Here is a 19,266-nt window from a genome sequence, read left to right on the forward strand (position 1 = left end):
CTCCGTGTTCTCGACAGTTTTCTCCTTGTATTGACTGCCTCAATTACGCTTCAAATAATCGGGTTTTAAATGAAAGAAGAGCTGAAGTTTAAACTGGATAATGCGCCTGGCTGGCAGCCTTGGCTAAAGGAAGAGCTTGAAGAGCCCTATATGCAGTCCTTAGCTGGGTTTCTGCAGCAGGAGATCGCACAGGACAAGATCATCTATCCGGCTCAGGAAAACTGGTTTCATGCCCTTGAGGCCACGCCGCTGGATCAGGTTAAAGTCGTGATTATCGGTCAGGACCCTTACCATCAGGCCGGACAAGCACATGGTCTGAGTTTCTCGGTACCTCCGGGTATCAAAGTGCCGCCGTCCTTGGTGAATATTTATAAAGAGCTGCAATCTGACCTGGATATCGCCCCGGCCAAGCATGGCTATCTTGAGAGCTGGGCACAGCAGGGCGTACTGTTGCTTAATGCGGTGCTGACCGTTGAGGATTCACAGGCCGCTGCACATCAGAAGAAAGGTTGGGAGCAGTTTACTGACCGAATCATAGCAACGGTTAATGAACAGTGTGAAAACGTCGTATTCCTGCTGTGGGGCAGTTACGCGCAGAAGAAAGGAGCGGTAATTGATCCGGTAAAACATCTGGTTCTTGAATCAGCTCACCCTTCGCCACTGGCAGCCTATCGCGGCTTTTTTGGCTGTAAACATTTCAGTCAGGCGAATGAATATCTGGTTCAGAATGGCAGAAAACCAATTGACTGGCGATTACCTGAAATACAAGATCCACAGCAGAATTTTGGTTTTTAGTAGCTAACTACTTGCCTTTAAAGACCTTCTTAACCGCAAACTTTCTCCAATCTGCTCTTCTGGGGTACCAGTTTGAAGTACGACTAACTCTCCGTCGACAAAGTCCTGTTCCATACCCAGCATAATGGCTGAGTCGTTATCCAGATTTATGATCAATAGGGCATCGTAGTTGAGAGATTCAGAGGGAATGTCCAGATCAGGGGCAACGATATCTATCAGTTCACGCTGTTCGTAGATATCGATGGATTCAACTCTGGCTGCGCTGGGCAGGCTTATCCAGCTGCACTGATCGGGCGGTGGTACCGTCGCCTGAATCTCTTTAGCATTCAGGCTGCCAACACTAAAGCCATCTTTAAATTCATGTCGGGCAACGTTAATCTCAATCCATTGCTCGTCATCGAGGCGGAAGCGCAGCCAGCAGGCCCGGTTCATGTCCTGGCCAAGGCAGGTGTGCAGACCGCCGGCCCATATTTCGTCAAGCCGAAGGTCAAATAGCTGGCTCAGACTGTTCTGAGCATTATTATCAAGATGAAAAACTTTCAGACGGACCGGATCAGACATAATCGCTCCTGCATTACAGTCGATTTATAAATACTGTAACACAGGAAAACAGAAAGGCTGTAGGGAGATTTTAGCGTTTACTTTCAAACAGTTCCGGATCAAGTTCGTAGGGCAGGCCTAACCGTTGTAGAGGCGCCTCAGTGCTTTCCAGGGTGAGAATCGTATCGCTGCTATCAAAGCTATCTTTCAATACCACGGCCAGCAGCTCTCCTTCGGACGCTGAAGTGATTGCGCTGCTGACCACAGTGCCTACACCGTTGCGATCCGGGGTATTAATTTTGCTGCCTGGCAAAGGCTGTTCACCGCTGAATGCCAGGCGGAACATCGGACGGTTCAGTTTACCCCGGTGTTGCAGGCGGGTGATTATCTCCTGTCCGGTATAGCAACCCTTGGTAAAGCTGACGCCGCCAAAGATCTGTAGGTTAGTCATTTGAGGGATAAAGGTTTCCAGTGTTTCCGGGGCGATCGATGGAATACCATTTTGAATTTCAGACAAGCGCCAGCTGTTGGTATCGGCCAGTACAGCCTGCTGCAGTAGTGTGGGGAGTAGTGCTTGCGCTTCACCCACGGGTAGCCATAGTTCAAAACGGTCACCAGGGACGCAAACGATAACACCATTCTGGCATGCCGTTGTCTGATTGGCTTCGTTGGAAACTGAAGGGCAGATCTCTTGCAACAGAGCCTGCGCTTGTTCTCCCTGAATTCCAAGGCCGACGACCTGTTCAGAGATGTTCTTGCTTTCGGCTTTGGAGAACATCATGTATTTGTTCAGGTTGGCCTGAGCTTGTGGCAGAACGCTGACTTCAGTGCGTAGCCAGAAACCACCCTCAACGGGCATGATACGGTTCAGGCTGACCATGCTGCCTTTAATATTACAATGAGAACCAAGCAAACTCTTACCTGCAGCAATCTCTGCGATATCGCAGGAGAGCTGACCGTGCAGGAACTTTTCTGCCTCAGGGCCGATCACATCAAAGATACCCAGATGGGTCAGTGGGGTTACCGTCGTGGTGCCGGACTGAGGCTCAGCTAACTGACTGTTACCTGCCTCATCAACCTGCATATTCAGAGACTTAAGCGTATCCAACCAACTCATAATAAAACCCTAAGATAGATGTAAGTAAGTACCTGCAAACCGGCAGGCCTTATAAAACATGATTCTTTCTAGCTTCTACCCGACACTGGTAAGCACCAGCGGTGCATCTGGCGAGCCGTATAGCGGTGCTATACAGTCAATCGTTTATGATTGACTGATGGCCTGTCCCAGGCGAACCGAGTCTTCTGCTTTAAGTGATTCGCTCCACTCAATCGCATCTTTACCAAATAACAAAACGACAGTAGAGCCAAGTTTGAAGCGGCCCATCTCTTCGCCTTTTTCAAGTATAACCGGTGCTGAAGGTTTTGACTGATCAACACGCCAACCATTGTTCAGTGGCGGAGCAACCTGACCATTCCAAACGGTTTCAATGCCGGCAACGATCATCGCGCCGACCAGAATCATCGCCATAGGGCCGGCTTCGGTATCGAAAATAGCGACTAAACGCTCATTTCGCGCGAACAGGTTGTCTACACCTTCTGCCGTGGTTTGATTGACGGAGTACAGATCGCCGGGTACGTAGATGGTTTCACGTAGCGTTCCTGTAACCGGCATATGTACCCGATGATAATCGCTGGGTGACAGATAAATTGTCGCAAAGCGACCATTTATAAACTGTTCTGCCAGATCGGCATGGCCTCCAAGAAGCGTGCTAAGGCCATAACCCCGGCCTTTCGCCTGAAAGATACGGCCATAATCGATTTTACCAATCTGACTGATCGCACCATCAGCCGGTGATACGATAGTTGCATCATCCAATGGGCGCATGCCGGGTTTCAGCGCCCGGGTAAAGAATGCATTGAAGTTTTCGAACTGATCCAGATCTTCGATCAGGGCTTCAGACATGTTGACGTTGTACTGTTTGGCAAACAGCTTAATAAAGGGACCTTTGATCCAGTTACAACGGCTCGCTGCGAGATAGCCGACAGCGCGGGACAGAAGGTGTTGCGGCAGCAAATGCTGGAGCAGAATAAACAGAGAGTCTTTCACAGTTCAGGTTCCGAATAAAACAGTTTTAAGGCAAATAAAGTTACTCTACCGGGGTATCTTCCAGATTACCCCATTCAAACCAGGAGCCATCGTAACAGCGTACCTTTTCGAACCCAAGGTGTTTTGTGAACAGATAGCTCAGGCCTGAACGACGATGGGTCTGACAATGGGTTATGAGGGTTTTGTCAGCGGTTACGCCCAGTGCTGCAAGCTCTGCACGAATTTCATCTGCCGGACGTAACTTCAGATCGTCTCCGGACACCAGAGCTCGGGTCCATTCGTAATTAACTGCGCCGGGTATATGCCCCCCTTTTTTGGCATTAATTATTTTTTCGCCGCGGTACTCCGGTTCGGACCTGACATCCAGAACAATATGATCAGTCTGATACAAATGGTCCTTTATATAATCTACATCGGCAAGGTAATCCGGGTTTATGGATGCCTGGAAGTCCGTCGGTTGTGGAGTATTAGTTTGTGTTTCAAGGGGAAGTTTGGCGGCTTTCCAACTGTTTAACTGACCATCCAGAAATGAACAGTTAAAGTGGCCAGTACAATGTAATGTCCAGATCATGCGGCCGGCTAAGGGGCCCATCTGATCATCATAAACAATCACATGGGTGGTATTGCTAAGCCCGACAGAGCTGAAGAGTTGAGTTAACTGGGAGGCCTGAGGGATTTTGTTAGGTACATCGCCGGTGCCTCTGAGTAATACCGAGGGTGCAACTGAAATTGCGCCGGGGATGTGACCCGCCTGATAATTTTCCGGGCTGGACAGGTCGATAATCAAAAGGTTTGGGTTATTCAGTTCTGTCGCTAGCTGATCAGCACTGATAACGAGAGGTAGATCCATTATTTTGCTCCAGAACGTTTCTGTGTGACCTGCTTCAGGCTGACACCTGCGGCACTACAGAGATACTTTAATTTTTCCTGATGAAAGTCGGTAGTGCCGCCTTTAGATCCGTCCCGATCGGCATAAACTACGGCGACGGGCTTATTGCCGGCAAACAGGGACATAAGCAGGAAGTCCTGTTCGCTCACCAGTGGATTAAAACTATCCGGTAGCATCGATCTGATGCGTTGCCGGTTTTGTTTGTTAACCCGCATACAGGCAGGCTTTTCCCACAGGCGGCTGAACAGACTGTTCTCACTGAGTTTATGGCTGGATTTTGAGATAGGGTGGCCCGGCTCAAATCCTTTATCGAGCACCACTTTTATCAGCTCGGCTTTGCCCGGAATAATGTTGATCGCGATGCGCGATAGCCCTAATCCTTCCGTTAGTCCGAGAATTAGATCGTTCAGTATCTCCGCTGCCTGACTGTATTTGTCACCGGGCTTTAAAAGCCTGGCTGCAATTTCTTTAAATTTAGCTTCATCGGCGAAGTCGCTATCTGCAGGCTGAGTCGTCTTAGCGTTAGTCTGTGCTTTTGGAGCGCTTTCTTTTTTAACAGGTGCCGGACGGGGGGCATGATCCGGAATCAGTTTTTTGTCTGCTCCTGTTAAGCGATAATTAGGCGAAATTTCAGAGTTAAGCATGAGCATCTCGGCTGCGGGTGACAGAGTGCCAACCACATGGTACTGCCGTGCCGCGTCGGCGCAATTCTGATGCAGGAAATTGACAGTTTTACCCAGTTCGCCACGTAGATAATCATTAATGATGTCGATGATATCCATAGCCGAATCACTGCTCCAGCAATAGTTGGCAGCAGAGCTCAGCATGTTTGCCAGCTTAACGGGAAAGGATTTTTGCTGTATCAGATGATTCAACGAGCGTAGCTCGTCGCCATGCAGGCGAGGATCGCCAAGGGCGCGTTGATGCAGTTTGGTGATAATCTGTTTATTCAGTGGTGAATCCTGATGCAGGGTTTCCAGTGCCAGCGGAGAGATAAACCACCGATCAATCAAGCCTTTAGATATGCTGGCAATGGTGCAGCCTAATACCTGCTGTTCAGCGATCTCTGGTAGTGCGCCTTTTTCCCGTATCAAAACCTCAATACGGGACATATGAATCGGTGCGAAGCTCCAGAGCATCCAGTGTCCTACACCATAAAACAGGGCTGCCAGAAAGCTTTCCTCGGCAAACATTCCGCTGCGGGTTTTTACCAGCCAGGTGCGGGTCTGAATTGCCGCGTGATAACTGTTAGCCACCGAGCGGAAATACATTTTATGGGCGACGCTGTTGGCGTTAAGCCGGATAGTCGGAGCTTTTTGAATTAGTTTGTCCAGCTTTTGTACGCCGATGGAACTGATCGCATGATCGATACTGGTGACTTCAGAATCTTTTTTATCGTGTAGATCACCCGCCAGGGAAACTATGTGCAGGCAAAGTACCGGGTCTGCTTTAATAATGCGGCTCAGTTGCATGACTGAGCAGTTTTTATCTTGCAGCTTTTTCTGTAATCGGGATATAACGCTCAGCCTGACCGGTGGCTTCTCATTTACCAGAAATTTGACCCATTGAGAGGTGTCTTTAGGGGAGTCTTCTGTCGCCATATATCTGTTCTGCCTGCGGCCCTTAATCCTGATTCAAAGAGTTCAGGATATGTTTGTAGCTATTTACCCGTTGTTCGCTAATCTTACCTTGCTCGATGGCTTCTTTAATAGCGCAGCCGGGTTCCTTTTCATGGTTACAGTCTCTGAATTTGCAGTAACCAATAAAGGGTGAAAATTCCCGGAAACCTTCTAACAGATTGTGTTCATCGATATGCCAGAGGGCGAACTCACGTATTCCGGGGGAGTCGATCAGGTCGCCTCCGTCAGGGAAGTGGAATAATCGTGCTGTGGTGGTTGTGTGTGTGCCTTTACGGGTCGCTTCTGACAGCGCGCCGACTTTAAGGTCTACGCCCGGCAGCAGAGCGTTTATCAGTGATGATTTACCTACCCCAGACTGACCAACAAAAACACTGATTCGATCATCCAGCTGTGCTTTGAGAGGGGCCAGACCTTGTTTGTCGGTTGAGGACACGCTCATCACTTTGTAGCCGATCTCAGTGTATAAGCTGATCATCTTCTCAACTCTGTCGCGGTTATCCTCATTAATAAGATCGGTTTTGTTTAGCAGAATAATAGGTTCTATCTGGCTTAGTTCAGAGGCGATCAGATAACGGTCGATAAGGTTGTAGTGGGCCAGTGGCTCGACCGCGATGGTGATAACAATCTGATCAATGTTTGCGGCAACCGGCTTGAGCTCACCATGATTATTAGGACGCTGCAGAATGCTATGACGTTCTTGGGTAGCAACAACTACTCCGTGTTCATTGCCGGCGCGCCAGATGACTTTGTCACCGGTTACCAGCGCGTCAAGGTTGGTACGCATATGACAGCGGATAATCTGTCCCTGTTGCTCGCCTTCTAAGGCTTCGACATCAACCTGTCGGCCAAAATGAGAGATGATCTGACCATGCTGTTCCGGGCCAAGTTCACCGCCTTCCAGCTGCTGATCTATACCAGAGTCTTTGCGAGCTGCTCGTTCGGTGCGCTCGTCCTGAATCTTTTTAATACGCCAGGCCTGGCGACGGGTTAATTTTCGTTTTGACATTAATTCAGTTGGTAACCGTCAGGGTGAGTAGAATATAGCTGAGAGCACCCGATCAATATTCGAGTAAGTGTTCACAGATCTTGGTTTGCTAAGGTATTCTATTCGGCAACAAATTTATAGTGTTGATACTGAGGAAAAGCATTATGTCACGGCAGGATAACCTGATCTGGATTGATCTGGAGATGACAGGACTTGATCCGGAGCATGACCGGATTATCGAGATCGCAACTATTGTTACTGATTCTCAGCTCAATATTCTGGCTGAAGGGCCAAATCTGGTGGTTCATCAGTCAGATGAACTGCTGAACAGTATGGATGAGTGGTGTACTAATCAGCATGGAAAGTCCGGTCTGACCCGTAAAGTTCAGGAGTCAGATATTAGTGACGCACAGGCTGAGCAGGCGACGATAGACTTTATCGCAGAGTATGTTGATAAAGGTGCTTCGCCTATCTGTGGTAACTCCATCGGGCAGGATCGTCGTTTTCTGGTTAAGTATATGCCCGAACTGGAAGCCTACTTCCATTACCGTAATCTTGATGTCAGTACCATAAAAGAGCTGGCGCGACGTTGGGCGCCGGAAGTGTTAAATGGAGTAGTGAAAAAAGGTTCACACCTGGCGATGGACGATATCAAAGACTCTATTAATGAACTGGAACACTATCGAAAGACCTTCTTTCGCGAGGTTTAAGCTCTCTTTATCAGAATATGTAAACAGGAATTAGTATGTCCAGCAAAGTATATTGTCTTGCTCAGTTTTTACCTAAACCGGGTAAAGAGGCTGAGTTGTTTAGTGTTTTACAGGCGTTAGAGCCTAATACAATGCGTGAGGATGGCTGTATTCAGTACACCGTAACCCGGCATATACCCAGCCCATTTGCCGAAGGTGAAAGCTTTCCGATCGTTTTTAATGAGATCTGGCAAAACACGGCTGCATTTGAAGCCCATTGTCAGCGCAACGAGATTGTAAATTTCTTTGAAACCCAGTGTGTGAGTGAAACCGGGTTGGTAGAGAAGTGGAATGTTTGTGTCTATTCCGATGAACCGCAGGATTTTGATGCGCCGGCAATTTGATACCGGAATTCTGCCAGATCAGGTTACCGATGGCGGGTTATTAAGCACTGGTTGTTGAAAATTTGCGTATCTCAAAATGAGAGGCAGGGTTGATTTATCACAGGGATTTCTGTTTCTGGGATGCGTAAACTGAAATAAATCTCTCTATTCAGGGTGTAGTTTTCCGATGACAGGAAGCCAAGAGCCGCAATCGGGTAACGTATTAAGTCAGGACTCAACTGAGTTAACCATGCCGGTTGAAGATCTTGATAAGATACTACGCCTGCAACATGCGATATTCACACAGGTAGGCGCGAATGTAGACTACCTGCAGGTGCTATCAGCGCTGTGTGAGATGGCTGAGCATTTGCTGCCAAATTCTGTTGCGACTGTTATGTTGCAGGATCAGCAAACCGGTTTGCTTAATGTACTGGTTGCTCCCAGCGTCCCTCAACCGGGTATTGATGCACTTAAGGGGTTAGAGCCCGGACCGGGTGGTGGCTCCTGTGGCAATGCCGTGCTTCGAAATGAACCGGTGTTTGTTGCCGATACTTACATAGATCCCCGCTGGCAGAATCTGCGGCAGATCGCATATGATTTCAATCTTTGTTCCTGTTGGTCAATGCCGGTTCGGGATAGTCATGGAAAACCTATTGGCTCTTTCGCTCTGTCTTCATTTGAGCACCGTTCACCTTCTCCGTTTCATGCCCGTTTGCTTGATGTGGGTGCGGCGATAGTCAATATCGTGTTGGCGAAACAATTTCAGGAACAGGCATTAGAAGAGCAGCGTAAGAAGCTCATTCGAGCGCTCGAGTTTGACTCTCTTACCGGTTTACCTAATCAGTCGAAGCTGAAAATGGTGTTGGCGGGTACTATTGCCGAGCAGTCTTTGCTGTTAATAAACCTGGATAACTTTCGTTTTATTAATACCGCTTATGGGCCGGTATTCGGAGATCGTTATCTGTGTGAAGTGGCAAACTGTTTGCGGCAGCAGCTACCCGATGCAACTATGTATCGTATTAATGCTGATGAATTTGCGCTTCACTATCAGGGTAGGGCGGATCTTCAGCAGCAGATCGAGGGGTTGCGAGATTACCTGTTCCGCCACCCTCTGCAGATTGATGAACAGAGCTTCAACATAACCTTTACTGCCGGCGGTGCTTGTTCGCGCCGGGGGGTAATGGGGCATGCGATTCAGGCGATGAGTCAGGCTAAAGCCCGGGGTAAAAATCGTTATCATATTTATATCGCTGAGCAGGATGAGCCTGATCAGGCTGACCGGCTGGAATATATCCGTTGGAATGGCATGCTTCATACCGCGTTGAATGAAGGTCGGGTTAAACCATTTTTTCAGGGCGTTAGGGGTAACCAGTGTGGGGAAATAGTCGCTTATGAAGCGCTGGTCCGTTTAGAAGCGGATGGGGAGATATATTCTCCCTTCAAGTTTTTGCAGGCCGCCAGGTTATCCGGGCTACTGCCTACAATCAGTCGTTTAATGATTGATAAAGGGTTAGCGAAAATCAGTGGTACCCAATTAACCTTGTCATTGAATATAACCGAAGATGATCTGGCTCAGGAATATCTTGAGCAATACCTGACGGAAAAAACGGCACAGTATGACGTGGCGCCCAACCAGGTTGTATTGGAGATTCTTGAGGGAGTCAGTTCCGACGGCAAAAAGAATCATATTACCCAGTTAGGGCGAATTAAGGCGTTGGGCTATAAGTTAGCGATTGATGATTTTGGTACTGAATATTCCAACTTCGAACGGATTCTTGAGTTGGATGTGGATTATCTGAAAATTGATGCCAAGTATATTAAGAACATCGATAGTGATAAGAACAGTTATGAAATTGCCCGGGCGATCGTATTCTTTGCTCATAATGCGGGTATAAAAACGGTTGCTGAATTTGTTCATAACGAAGCGGTTCAGCGGGTGGTTGAAGAGCTGGGGATCGATTATTCGCAGGGTTATTTATTTAGTGAGCCTGCCCCTGATCTGATCTGAGTCAGGCTGTTTAAACTCTAATCTTTAAAATTCTAACCCTCAGAGCTTTGCGGCTCTGGGGTGAGTCAGAATAGGGGCGGTTATTTTAGTTTTGTTTAATTGCTTCAGTGCCCATAAGGCGTGTTCCTGGACAATATCATCCGGGTATTGGCTCAACTCCTGTAATGCCGCTTCTATGGCTTCCCCCCCATGACTATTACCCATTGCAACTGCGATATTACGTAACCAGCCCTGATAGCCTGTCCGTCTTATTGCTGAGCCTTCCGTACGTTTGAGAAAGGTTTCTTCATCCCATGCCAACAGCTCAACCAGGCTCATACTATCCAGCTTGTGGCGTGGGTTGAAGTCGGCTTCACTGCTGTGTTGTGCAAAACGATTCCAGGGACAGATTAACTGGCAATCGTCGCAGCCAAAAATCCTGTTGCCGATCAGGGGACGGAATTCCTCAGGAATTGAACCTTTTAACTCGATAGTCAGGTAGGAGATACAGCGGCGGGCGTCCAGTTCATAAGGTGCGACGATGGCTGCGGTGGGGCATATGTCGATACAGGCCTGACATTTCCCGCAATGTTCCTCTTTGTATTCAGTATCGACCGGCAAAGGCAGGTCGACCAGGAGCTCACCCAACAGGAACCAGGAACCAGCACTACGGTTCAGAATCAGCGTGTGTTTGCCCACCCAGCCCAGGCCAGCTTTGCGCGCCAGAGGACGTTCCATGACCGGTGCACTGTCAACAAATGGCCGGTAACCAAATTCGCCGATTAATCCTTCAATATCTTTAGCGAGTCGGGTCAGCTTCTTACGCATGATTTTATGATAATCGCGTCCCATAGTGTAACGGGAGATATAAGCCTGATCGGGATTCTTGAGGATTTTCAGGGTTTCTATCTCGGGTGGCAGGCAGTTCATTCTTACGCAGATAATACGTTGAGTATTTTCAACCAATAAGCTCGGATCGATCCGTTTTTCAAAATGGTTTTCCAGATACCCCATTTCCCCCTGATAGCCCTTGTCGAGCCAGGCTTTGAGCGCTTCTGCTTCGGAGCTCAGGTCGGTATCGGTAATGCCACATTGCTGAAAGCCCAGTTCGATCGCTCTGTTCTTGATCTGCTTTGCCAGGCTTTGCATTGAGTCGGGGTCGTATTGAGTCATCGGCTATATATAATGGAGTGAGTGAACCTGATAAGAGAGCCAGCTATGACCCTTTCTAATCTGCCGACGACATTATACACGGCCGAACAGACCCGCGCTCTTGATAGTGCGGCAATTGCCGGTGGCGTGCCGGGATTTAAGTTGATGCAACGCGCCGGACACGGAGCCTTTGACCGGCTGCGTCAGCGCTGGCCTAAGGTAAAAAAGTTAACCATTCTTTGTGGTAGTGGAAATAACGGAGGTGATGGCTTTGTGGTGGCTGTGCTGGCTCGACAGCAAGGGCTGCAAGTTCAGTTGCTCTGTCTGGGGGGCGAGGACTTTGCTGATAAGCTGCAGGGCGAGGCGTTACAAGCCTGGCAGTGGATGCATGATGAAGGGGTAGCGTGGCAAAGCTACGCTGGGCAGGGTTTTAGTGGTGAGCTGGTAGTCGATGCAATGTTAGGAACAGGGCTTACCGGAAACGTCAGAGGCCAGTATCCTTCTGCAATTGAGCAGCTTAATAGTTCCCCTTTGCCTGTTATTGCGTTGGATATTCCTTCCGGCCTCTGTAGTGATACCGGTATGCCTTTGGGACAGACTGTTAGTGCTGATATGACAGTCACTTTTATCGGCGTTAAACGCGGCCTGTTAACGGGGCGTGGACCTGAGTTTACCGGCGAGCTGTTATTTGACAGCTTACGGGTTGAAGAGAGTGTCTACGAGACTGTTTCAATGGCGGGTTTTATTACCGGCGCTGAAGACTGTAAATCGTTACTACCTGCCCGCAGTCGTAGTGCTCACAAAGGTAGTTGTGGTCATGTGCTGGTAGTTGGTGGCGATAATGGTATGGGAGGCGCAGCGATTATGGCGGCTCAGGCAGCCGGAAGAACTGGCGCCGGGCTGGTTACAGTTGCCACCCGGGCGGAGCATGTTCCAGCATTGTTGACCCGTTATCCCGAGGCGATGGCCAAAGCGGTACGGAGCGGCGCGGATCTGGAGCCTTTGATTGCGCGGGCGGATGTGATTGTTATCGGTCCGGGCTTAGGGCAGGGCGCCTGGGGCGAGCAGATGTTAATGCAGGCTTTGCAGAGCGCAAAGCCGCTAGTGTTGGATGCCGATGCGCTGAATCTGTTATCAGCTAAGAAATTATTTGGTTCACGGCGGGGGAGTGGTTGGATAATTACCCCTCATCCGGGTGAAGCTGCCAGGCTGCTGGAAACCAGTGTGACAGATATTCAGCGTGACAGATTTGATTCTATTAACCGGTTACAGTCAAAATTTGGCGGTGTGGCGCTACTGAAAGGCCCGGGTAGTCTGAGTTGCGACGGGGATGTGTTGCATCTTTGTCCGGCAGGAAATCCCGGTATGGCCAGTGGTGGTATGGGTGATGTATTGAGTGGTGTTATCGGAGCGTTGTTGGCTCAGGGGCTCAGTGGCATTGATGCGACTCGCTTGGGCGCATGGTTACATGCCAGTGCTGCTGATCGTAGTGCTGAAGAAAATGGTGCCCGAGGTATGCAAGCGACTGATCTATTGGCACAATTGCGTCTGTTAGTGAATGGTATGTGAGGAAAGGCCCGGTGCCACAGCAAATTGAAAATAGTGTATTTGTCCCGGATGAGTCCGGAATGGTTCAGTTGGGTAAATTGATTGCCCGGTCCACCGCTGGTGGTGAAGTGATTTTCCTGAATGGTGATCTGGGGATGGGTAAAACCACGCTGAGTCGGGGGGTGTTACAAGGCTTTGGTCATCAAGGTTCTGTTAAGAGTCCTACCTATACGCTGGTGGAACCTTACGAATTTGATGAACGTTCGGTGTTTCATTTTGATCTTTATCGCCTGGGTGACCCTGAAGAGCTGGAGTATCTTGGTATCCGGGATTACTTTACCGATGAAGGGATCTGTCTGATTGAGTGGCCGGAACGGGGTGAAGGGGTATTACCGGTTGCGGACTTGCAGCTTAATATCAGCGTTGAACAACGGGGGCGCAGGATTACTTGGCAACCTCAGACTGAAAAAGGCCGGTGTCTGGCCGATAAACTGAATGGATGCCTGACGGCTACCGGTGAAGACCCGTTTACTGAATAAGGTAAATCTTAGAACTTCAGAGAGTTTGCTTACGCGATTATGATAAACAGATTTGTGACACAGCTTATGTTGAGAGTTTTGCTTCTGACAGGAATGTTGCTGAGTAGCAGTGTTTTTGCCGCAGAGGTGAAAAATGTGCGTATCTGGATAGCACCGGATCATGCCCGGTTGGTATTTGATCTCACAGCTGCTGTACAGCATAAGCTTTTTACTCTGAGCAAACCTGATCGGATAGTTCTGGATGTTAGTGGCGCGAGCCTGACCTCGAATCTGGCGGCGGTTGATCTGGCCAAGAGTCCATTATCGTTAATGCGCTCAGGAACGCGTAACGGCGGTAAAGATCTGCGTATTGTGCTGGATCTGAAAGAATCGGTTAAGCCTAAAAGCTTTGCGCTTAAACCTAATGCCAAATACGGACACAGGTTAGTTGTTGATCTGCACCGGGAAACAAAAGAGTCGCAGCCACAGAAAACTGCGCTGGCGTCAGTGAGCAATCCTGCCACTCTACGGGATGTCGTTATCTCTATCGATGCAGGCCATGGCGGAGAAGATCCGGGTGCTGTTGGGCCTGGCCGGGTAAAAGAGAAAACAGTGGTGCTGGGTATCGCCCGTGAACTGAAAGCGTTGCTGGCTAAAGAGCCGGGCTTTGCACCCAAGCTGACCCGTGATGGTGATTACTATATTAGTTTGCGTAACCGTACTAAACGGGCGCGTAAAGCAAATGCTGATATGTTCGTTTCAATTCATGCGGATGGCTTCAATGATAAACGTGCCCGTGGTGCGTCGGTATGGGTGTTATCTCCCCGGGGGGCCAGTAGTGAGATGGGGCGTTGGCTGGCAAGTAAAGAGAATGGTGCTGACCTGATTGGTGGTGTCGGTAGCGTGAGCCTTGAAGATAAAGATGATGTGCTGGCTAAAGTGTTGCTGGATATGTCGATGACAGCAAGTCGAAGTGATAGCCGTGAGATAGCCCGAAGTATTCATCGGAATGTCAGTAAGTTTGCCCGTATGCATAAAACACGGGTGGAACAAGCGGGCTTTGTGGTTCTAAAGTCACCGGATATCCCTTCGATTCTGGTTGAAACAGGCTTTATAACAAACCCTGAAGAGGCGAGAAAATTAAAATCCAGGGCTTATCAAAAGCAGATGGCTCAGGCTATTTTTGCCGGGATTAAAGCTCACTTTAAGGCGAAGCCACCGGCGTTAACCTTGTTGGCATGGCAGAAGAATGGTGGCAGTACAGTTGCTAAGTCTGTTGCCGTCAGTCATAAGGTTAAGCGTGGAGATACTCTTTCTGTTATTGCCAGCAGGAACGGTGTATCGTTGAGCGCATTGCGAAAAGCGAATGGGTTAAAAAATGCTGATCATATCCGTATTGGTCAGGTTTTGAAGATTCCCGCCAGTTAATTTATCTATCTATTCAAACACACAGATCCTATGTCCCGTATACAGTTACTAACACCGCGATTGGCCAACCAGATCGCAGCCGGTGAAGTTGTTGAACGCCCCGCTTCGGTGGTTAAAGAGATTCTTGAAAATAGTCTTGATGCAGGTGCTGGCCGGATAGAGCTGGATATTGAGCAGGGTGGTGTAAAGCTAATTCGGTTGCGGGATGATGGCCGTGGCATTGATAAAGATGATCTGCCTCTGGCTCTGAGCCGTCATGCGACCAGTAAGATACGTAACCTTGATGATCTTGAGGCGGTTGAAAGCCTCGGTTTTCGTGGTGAGGCGCTAGCGTCAATCAGCTCCGTTTCGCGCTTAACTCTGACAGCACGTACAGCTGATCAGGATAGTGCCTGGCAGGTACAAACCGAAGGGCGGGATATGGTGGCTGAGCTAACGCCGGCTGCTCACCCGGAAGGCTCGACTGTTGAAGTGCGGGATCTGTTTTTTAATACTCCGGCACGACGTAAGTTCCTGAAAACCGATAAAACAGAATTTAAACATCTCGAAGAGGTAGTTAAGCGGCTGGCATTAAGTCGGTTCGATGTCGGTTTTACGCTACGTCATAATCAGAAAGTTATTCATCAGCTACGACCGGCACCGGGTGAAGCTGAACAGGAACGTCGCATCGCTTCCTTGTTGTCGCCGAACTTTATTGAAAACTCAATGAAGGTGGATGTCAGTGCCGAAGCTTCAGGATTGCGCTTATGGGGTTGGGTAGGGCTGCCAACATTTTCCCGCAGTCAGGCAGATCTGCAATACTTCTTTGTCAATGGTCGTATCATTAAGGACAGGGTGGTTGCTCATGCCCTGCGTCAGGCGTATCAGGATGTGCTTTATCATGGCCGGCATCCTGCCTATGTGCTCTATATGGAGCTGGATCCGAAATTAGTCGATGTGAACGTGCATCCGACAAAACATGAGGTGCGATTCCGGGAAAGTCGGCTGGTTCATGATTTTATTTTCCGCACCACTCATCGGGTTATTGCGGATATACGTCCTGAGCAAGGTACCGAACCGGCCATTTCCGGGGCGGCGGCCAGTGCATTATTAGGCGCTTCTCCGGGGTCGGCGTTGAACCAGCAAAGTTTTGAACAGAACCGGATGCCTTTGCATCAGTTGCAATCGGATAGTTTACCGCGCAGCTCCAGTCATAGTGCGAACTCAGCCACGGCGGGATTTGGTTATCAGTCGGGCTATAAGTCGGGCAGCCTGCCTGATCGACCTGGCGCCGGGCAAGTGCGGGATCAGATTGCAGGTTATGCCAGTCTCCATCCTGAGCGGGTAATCAGTGATACCGGACAGTCCGGTTTATCTCAGGCTACCGCTGACGCGACCGATGAACTTTGTCCGCCGCTGGGATATGCCATCGCGCAGTTGCACGGTGTCTTTATCCTGGCACAGAATGATGCCGGGTTGGTTGTGGTGGATATGCATGCCGCCCACGAACGGGTCGTGTATGAGCGAATGAAGCTAGCCTATGAGGCTGAAGGGGTGCGCAGTCAGCCATTGTTAGTCCCTGTCAGTATGGCGGTCAGTGCGAATGAAGCGGATTCCGCAGAAGAGCAGGCAGATGTCTTTTCTAAGCTGGGTTTTGAAATTGCCCGAATGGGCGAAGAGACACTGGTTATTCGTCAGGTTCCGGTCGCGCTTGCCAGTGCAGATGTCAGTAAGTTGATTTTAGATGTGTTAGGTGAAATGACTCTGTTTGGCAGTAGTCAGAAAATTCAGCAACATACTAACGAATTGTTGGCGACGATGGCCTGTCATGGTTCAGTGCGGGCCAATCGGCAGCTAACTTTGCCTGAAATGAACGCCTTGCTGCGGGATATGGAACAGACTGAACGTAGTGGCCAGTGTAATCATGGTCGTCCAACCTGGACTCAGATGTCGATGAATGACCTCGACGGTCTGTTTATGCGAGGCCAGTAGCGTGAGTGAACAACAATTACCGCCAGCTATTTTCTTAATGGGGCCTACGGCATCGGGTAAAACTGATTTGGCGATGGCGCTATATGATCAGTTGCCCTGCGAAATTATCAGTGTTGATTCTGCGATGATCTATCGGCAGATGGATATAGGTACAGCGACGCCTGATGCGGAGTTTCTTGCGCGATATCCCCATCGGCTGGTGGATATACTGGATCCTGCGGAAGCTTACTCAGCGGCTGATTTTCGTCGTGATGCCCTGGCACAGATGGCTGAGATCACTGCTGCAGGTAAGATCCCTCTGCTGGTGGGCGGCACTATGCTGTATTACCAGGCGTTACTGAAAGGGTTGGCGAAATTACCCCAGGCTGATCAGGCTATTCGTGATCGGCTAGTGCAGGAGGCAGAGCAGTATGGTTGGGATCATCTGCATCAGCGCTTGCAAGCGGTTGACCCCAAATCAGCGCAGCGTATTCACCCAAATGATCCGCAGCGTATGCAGCGGGCCCTGGAGGTATATGAGCTAACAGGGCGTTCTATGACAGAACTATGGCAGGAGCAAGAGTCGCAACGTCTGCCTTATGATGTTACCCAGCTCTGTGTTATGCCGCAGGAGCGTAAAACGTTACATGAAAGAATTGAGCAGCGCTTTCATATAATGTTGGAGCAGGGATTTGAAGAAGAGGTCAGAAAACTTTGGCATCGAGGTGATCTGGATCTGAACATGCCTTCAATGCGCTGTGTAGGTTATCGCCAGATGTGGGAGTATTTTGAAGGTAAATGGGATTACCCTACAATGATTGAAAAAGGGGTGATCGCTACCCGTCAGTTGGCTAAACGGCAGGTGACCTGGTTGCGAAGTTGGGAAAATCTTCACCATTTTGAAACTGCAGACCCTAAATTAACCAATAATGCCTTGAAATTATTGGAAGGGATCATTATATAATGCAGTACTGAAACATTTTTTTGAGCTGTCCGGCTTTTTTGTGACAGCATTTTGCGCGGCGGTGTTAACTTTTTCATCCCTACCGCAGTGCACCACATACTCTTAGGAAGGAGCTTCCAATGTCAAAAGGGCAATCGTTACAAGACCCTTATTTAAACGTACTGCGTAAAGAACGGGTACCTGTGTCTATCTTTTTGGTAAACGGTATTAAATTACAGGGCCAGATCGAGTCGTTCGACCAGTTCGTTATTCTTCTGAAAAACACTGTTAGTCAGATGGTTTATAAACACGCTATTTCAACTGTGGTACCGGCTCGTCCGGTTAAATTGCCACAGGGTGATGAATCTGCTGACTGAGGTTTTCATTGTTCTTTGAGCGTCCCGAGTCTGGCGAGAGAGCCATTCTTGTTCACATTGATATGGCTGACGAGGCGGACCGGGAAAGTCCAAAAGAGCTGGAAGAACTTGCTCTGTCCGCTGGTGCCGATCCGGTAACTTTTCTTACCGGATCTCGCAGTATCCCCAATCCCAAAACTTTTATAGGCTCAGGTAAGGTTGAAGAGCTCAGGGATCTTGTGCGTCTGCACGAAGCTGAACTGGTGATCTTTAACCATGCACTGAGTCCGGGTCAGGAACGAAATATCGAGCGCGAGCTCGAATGTCGTGTACTAGACCGTACCGGTCTTATTCTGGATATTTTTGCTCAGCGTGCCCGAACCCATGAGGGTAAACTGCAGGTTGAGCTGGCTCAGCTGGAGCATATGTCCACTCGCTTGATTCGTGGCTGGACCCACCTGGAACGACAAAAAGGTGGTATCGGCTTACGTGGTCCGGGTGAAACCCAGCTGGAAACTGACCGACGTCTGTTGCGGGCGCGGATCAAAAGTATCCTTAAGCGGCTGGATAAAGTTCGTAAGCAGCGTGAGCAGGGTCGTCGTGCCCGGAGTCGCTCTGCAGTACCAACAGTATCTCTGGTGGGTTATACCAACGCGGGTAAGTCGACATTATTCAATAATGTCACTGATGCTGAGGTGTATGCTGCAGATCAGTTGTTTGCGACACTGGATCCAACTCTGCGTCGGGTTGAATTGCAGGATGTTGGTCCGGCAATTCTGGCTGATACAGTAGGATTTATCCGTCATTTGCCACATAAATTGGTGGAAGCGTTTCGTGCTACTTTGCAGGAAACAACTGATGCTACATTGTTGTTGCATGTGATTGATGCCTTTGATGATGATCGCCAGTCGCACATTGATGAGGTACATTCGGTATTAGGGGAGATCGGTGCAGAAGATGTGCTAACTCTCGAGGTGTATAACAAGATCGACATGATGGAAAGTGCTCAGCCCCGGATTGATCGCAATGAAGAGGGTCGCCCGGTACGGGTCTGGCTGTCAGCGGTGACCGGTGCAGGGGTTGAATTGCTGTTTGAGGCAATATCTGAACTTCTGGCTGACGATATCTTTCATGAACAGCTAAGCTTAAGGCCTGAAGAGGGTAACTTACGTGCTCAATTCTACTCGCAGGGTGCAGTCCTGAATGAGATGGTAGATGATGAGGGGCAGATCAGTTTGGAAGTTCGCTTGCAAAGAAAAGATCTGCTGCAACTGTTAAGCCGAATGAACATTGCACCTGAACGATACCTGGGTGCTGATGTCAATAAACCGGAATGGTTGCATAGTTAAGGCTGGC

Annotated in this window: 18 protein-coding genes; 11 read left to right on the forward strand and 7 right to left on the reverse strand. The window is 49.2% G+C overall.

The genetic code is table 11. The features are described 5' to 3' along the window. The first annotated feature begins 69 nt into the window (after positions 1-69). Positions 70-795, forward strand: a complete 726-nt coding sequence (gene ung, locus EHS89_RS09655) for a uracil-DNA glycosylase (RefSeq protein WP_124925931.1) — start codon at positions 70-72, stop codon at positions 793-795. 3 nt (positions 796-798) lie between these two features. On the opposite strand, the gene EHS89_RS09660 is transcribed toward ung, so the two are convergent. From EHS89_RS09660 to rsgA, 6 genes are all read right to left on the reverse strand, one after another. Continuing rightward, positions 799-1,356: a hypothetical protein gene (locus EHS89_RS09660; protein WP_124925932.1), complete on the reverse strand. Its 558-nt coding sequence runs from the start codon at positions 1,354-1,356 to the stop codon at positions 799-801. 70 nt (positions 1,357-1,426) lie between these two features. Further along, positions 1,427-2,452, reverse strand: a complete 1,026-nt coding sequence (gene ygfZ, locus EHS89_RS09665) for a CAF17-like 4Fe-4S cluster assembly/insertion protein YgfZ (protein ID WP_229753749.1) — start codon at positions 2,450-2,452, stop codon at positions 1,427-1,429. A gap of 144 nt (positions 2,453-2,596) precedes the next feature. Next, complete coding sequence (gene asd, locus EHS89_RS09670; protein ID WP_124925934.1) at positions 2,597-3,442, reverse strand: archaetidylserine decarboxylase; 846 nt, start codon at positions 3,440-3,442, stop codon at positions 2,597-2,599. 40 nt (positions 3,443-3,482) lie between these two features. Next, on the reverse strand, positions 3,483-4,292 hold the full coding sequence (locus tag EHS89_RS09675; protein ID WP_124925935.1) for a sulfurtransferase: 810 nt from the start codon (positions 4,290-4,292) through the stop codon (positions 3,483-3,485). Further along, entirely contained in the window at positions 4,292-5,932 is a 1,641-nt protein-coding gene (locus EHS89_RS09680) for an HDOD domain-containing protein (protein WP_124925936.1), read from the reverse strand. The genes EHS89_RS09675 and EHS89_RS09680 overlap by 1 nt, the downstream gene beginning before the upstream one ends. A 22-nt stretch (positions 5,933-5,954) precedes the next feature. After that, on the reverse strand, positions 5,955-6,977 hold the full coding sequence (rsgA, locus tag EHS89_RS09685; RefSeq protein WP_124925937.1) for a small ribosomal subunit biogenesis GTPase RsgA: 1,023 nt from the start codon (positions 6,975-6,977) through the stop codon (positions 5,955-5,957). 143 nt (positions 6,978-7,120) lie between these two features. Between rsgA and orn the strand changes: the two genes are divergently transcribed. From orn to EHS89_RS09700, 3 genes are all read left to right on the forward strand, one after another. After that, a complete protein-coding gene (gene orn, locus EHS89_RS09690) occupies positions 7,121-7,666 on the forward strand; it encodes an oligoribonuclease (protein WP_124925938.1) in 546 nt (181 codons plus the stop codon). Between the two features lie 35 nt (positions 7,667-7,701). Then, positions 7,702-8,049, forward strand: a complete 348-nt coding sequence (locus EHS89_RS09695; protein WP_124925939.1) for a putative quinol monooxygenase — start codon at positions 7,702-7,704, stop codon at positions 8,047-8,049. Positions 8,050-8,215: 166 nt separating this feature from the next. Next, a complete protein-coding gene (locus EHS89_RS09700) occupies positions 8,216-10,036 on the forward strand; it encodes an EAL domain-containing protein (protein ID WP_170167469.1) in 1,821 nt (606 codons plus the stop codon). A gap of 39 nt (positions 10,037-10,075) precedes the next feature. Here the strand turns inward: EHS89_RS09700 and queG are convergent, their stop codons facing one another. Then, on the reverse strand, positions 10,076-11,188 hold the full coding sequence (gene queG / locus EHS89_RS09705; RefSeq protein WP_124925940.1) for a tRNA epoxyqueuosine(34) reductase QueG: 1,113 nt from the start codon (positions 11,186-11,188) through the stop codon (positions 10,076-10,078). Positions 11,189-11,233: 45 nt separating this feature from the next. Here queG and EHS89_RS09710 point away from each other — a divergent pair, with 45 nt between their 5' ends. From EHS89_RS09710 to hflX, 7 genes are all read left to right on the forward strand, one after another. Beyond that, positions 11,234-12,736 carry an NAD(P)H-hydrate dehydratase gene (locus EHS89_RS09710; RefSeq protein WP_124925941.1) on the forward strand — a complete coding sequence of 501 codons (1,503 nt, stop codon included), beginning with the start codon at positions 11,234-11,236 and terminating at the stop codon, positions 12,734-12,736. Positions 12,737-12,747: 11 nt separating this feature from the next. After that, entirely contained in the window at positions 12,748-13,254 is a 507-nt protein-coding gene (gene tsaE, locus EHS89_RS09715) for a tRNA (adenosine(37)-N6)-threonylcarbamoyltransferase complex ATPase subunit type 1 TsaE (RefSeq protein WP_124925942.1), read from the forward strand. A gap of 66 nt (positions 13,255-13,320) precedes the next feature. Further along, a complete protein-coding gene (locus EHS89_RS09720; protein ID WP_124925943.1) occupies positions 13,321-14,661 on the forward strand; it encodes an N-acetylmuramoyl-L-alanine amidase family protein in 1,341 nt (446 codons plus the stop codon). A 30-nt stretch (positions 14,662-14,691) separates the two neighbouring features. Next, complete coding sequence (mutL, locus tag EHS89_RS09725) at positions 14,692-16,632, forward strand: DNA mismatch repair endonuclease MutL (RefSeq protein ID WP_124925944.1); 1,941 nt, start codon at positions 14,692-14,694, stop codon at positions 16,630-16,632. After that, a complete protein-coding gene (miaA, locus tag EHS89_RS09730; RefSeq protein ID WP_124925945.1) occupies positions 16,598-17,575 on the forward strand; it encodes a tRNA (adenosine(37)-N6)-dimethylallyltransferase MiaA in 978 nt (325 codons plus the stop codon). The genes mutL and miaA overlap by 35 nt, the downstream gene beginning before the upstream one ends. Positions 17,576-17,694: 119 nt before the next feature. Next, positions 17,695-17,931, forward strand: coding sequence for an RNA chaperone Hfq (hfq, locus tag EHS89_RS09735; RefSeq protein WP_124925946.1), 237 nt, complete (start codon positions 17,695-17,697; stop codon positions 17,929-17,931). Positions 17,932-17,939: 8 nt separating this feature from the next. Then, complete coding sequence (gene hflX, locus EHS89_RS09740) at positions 17,940-19,259, forward strand: ribosome rescue GTPase HflX (RefSeq protein ID WP_124925947.1); 1,320 nt, start codon at positions 17,940-17,942, stop codon at positions 19,257-19,259. The last annotated feature ends 7 nt before the right edge of the window (positions 19,260-19,266 follow it).

The sequence above is a fragment of the Amphritea balenae genome (genome assembly GCF_003858655.1).
GTDB lineage: Bacteria > Pseudomonadota > Gammaproteobacteria > Pseudomonadales > Balneatricaceae > Amphritea > Amphritea balenae.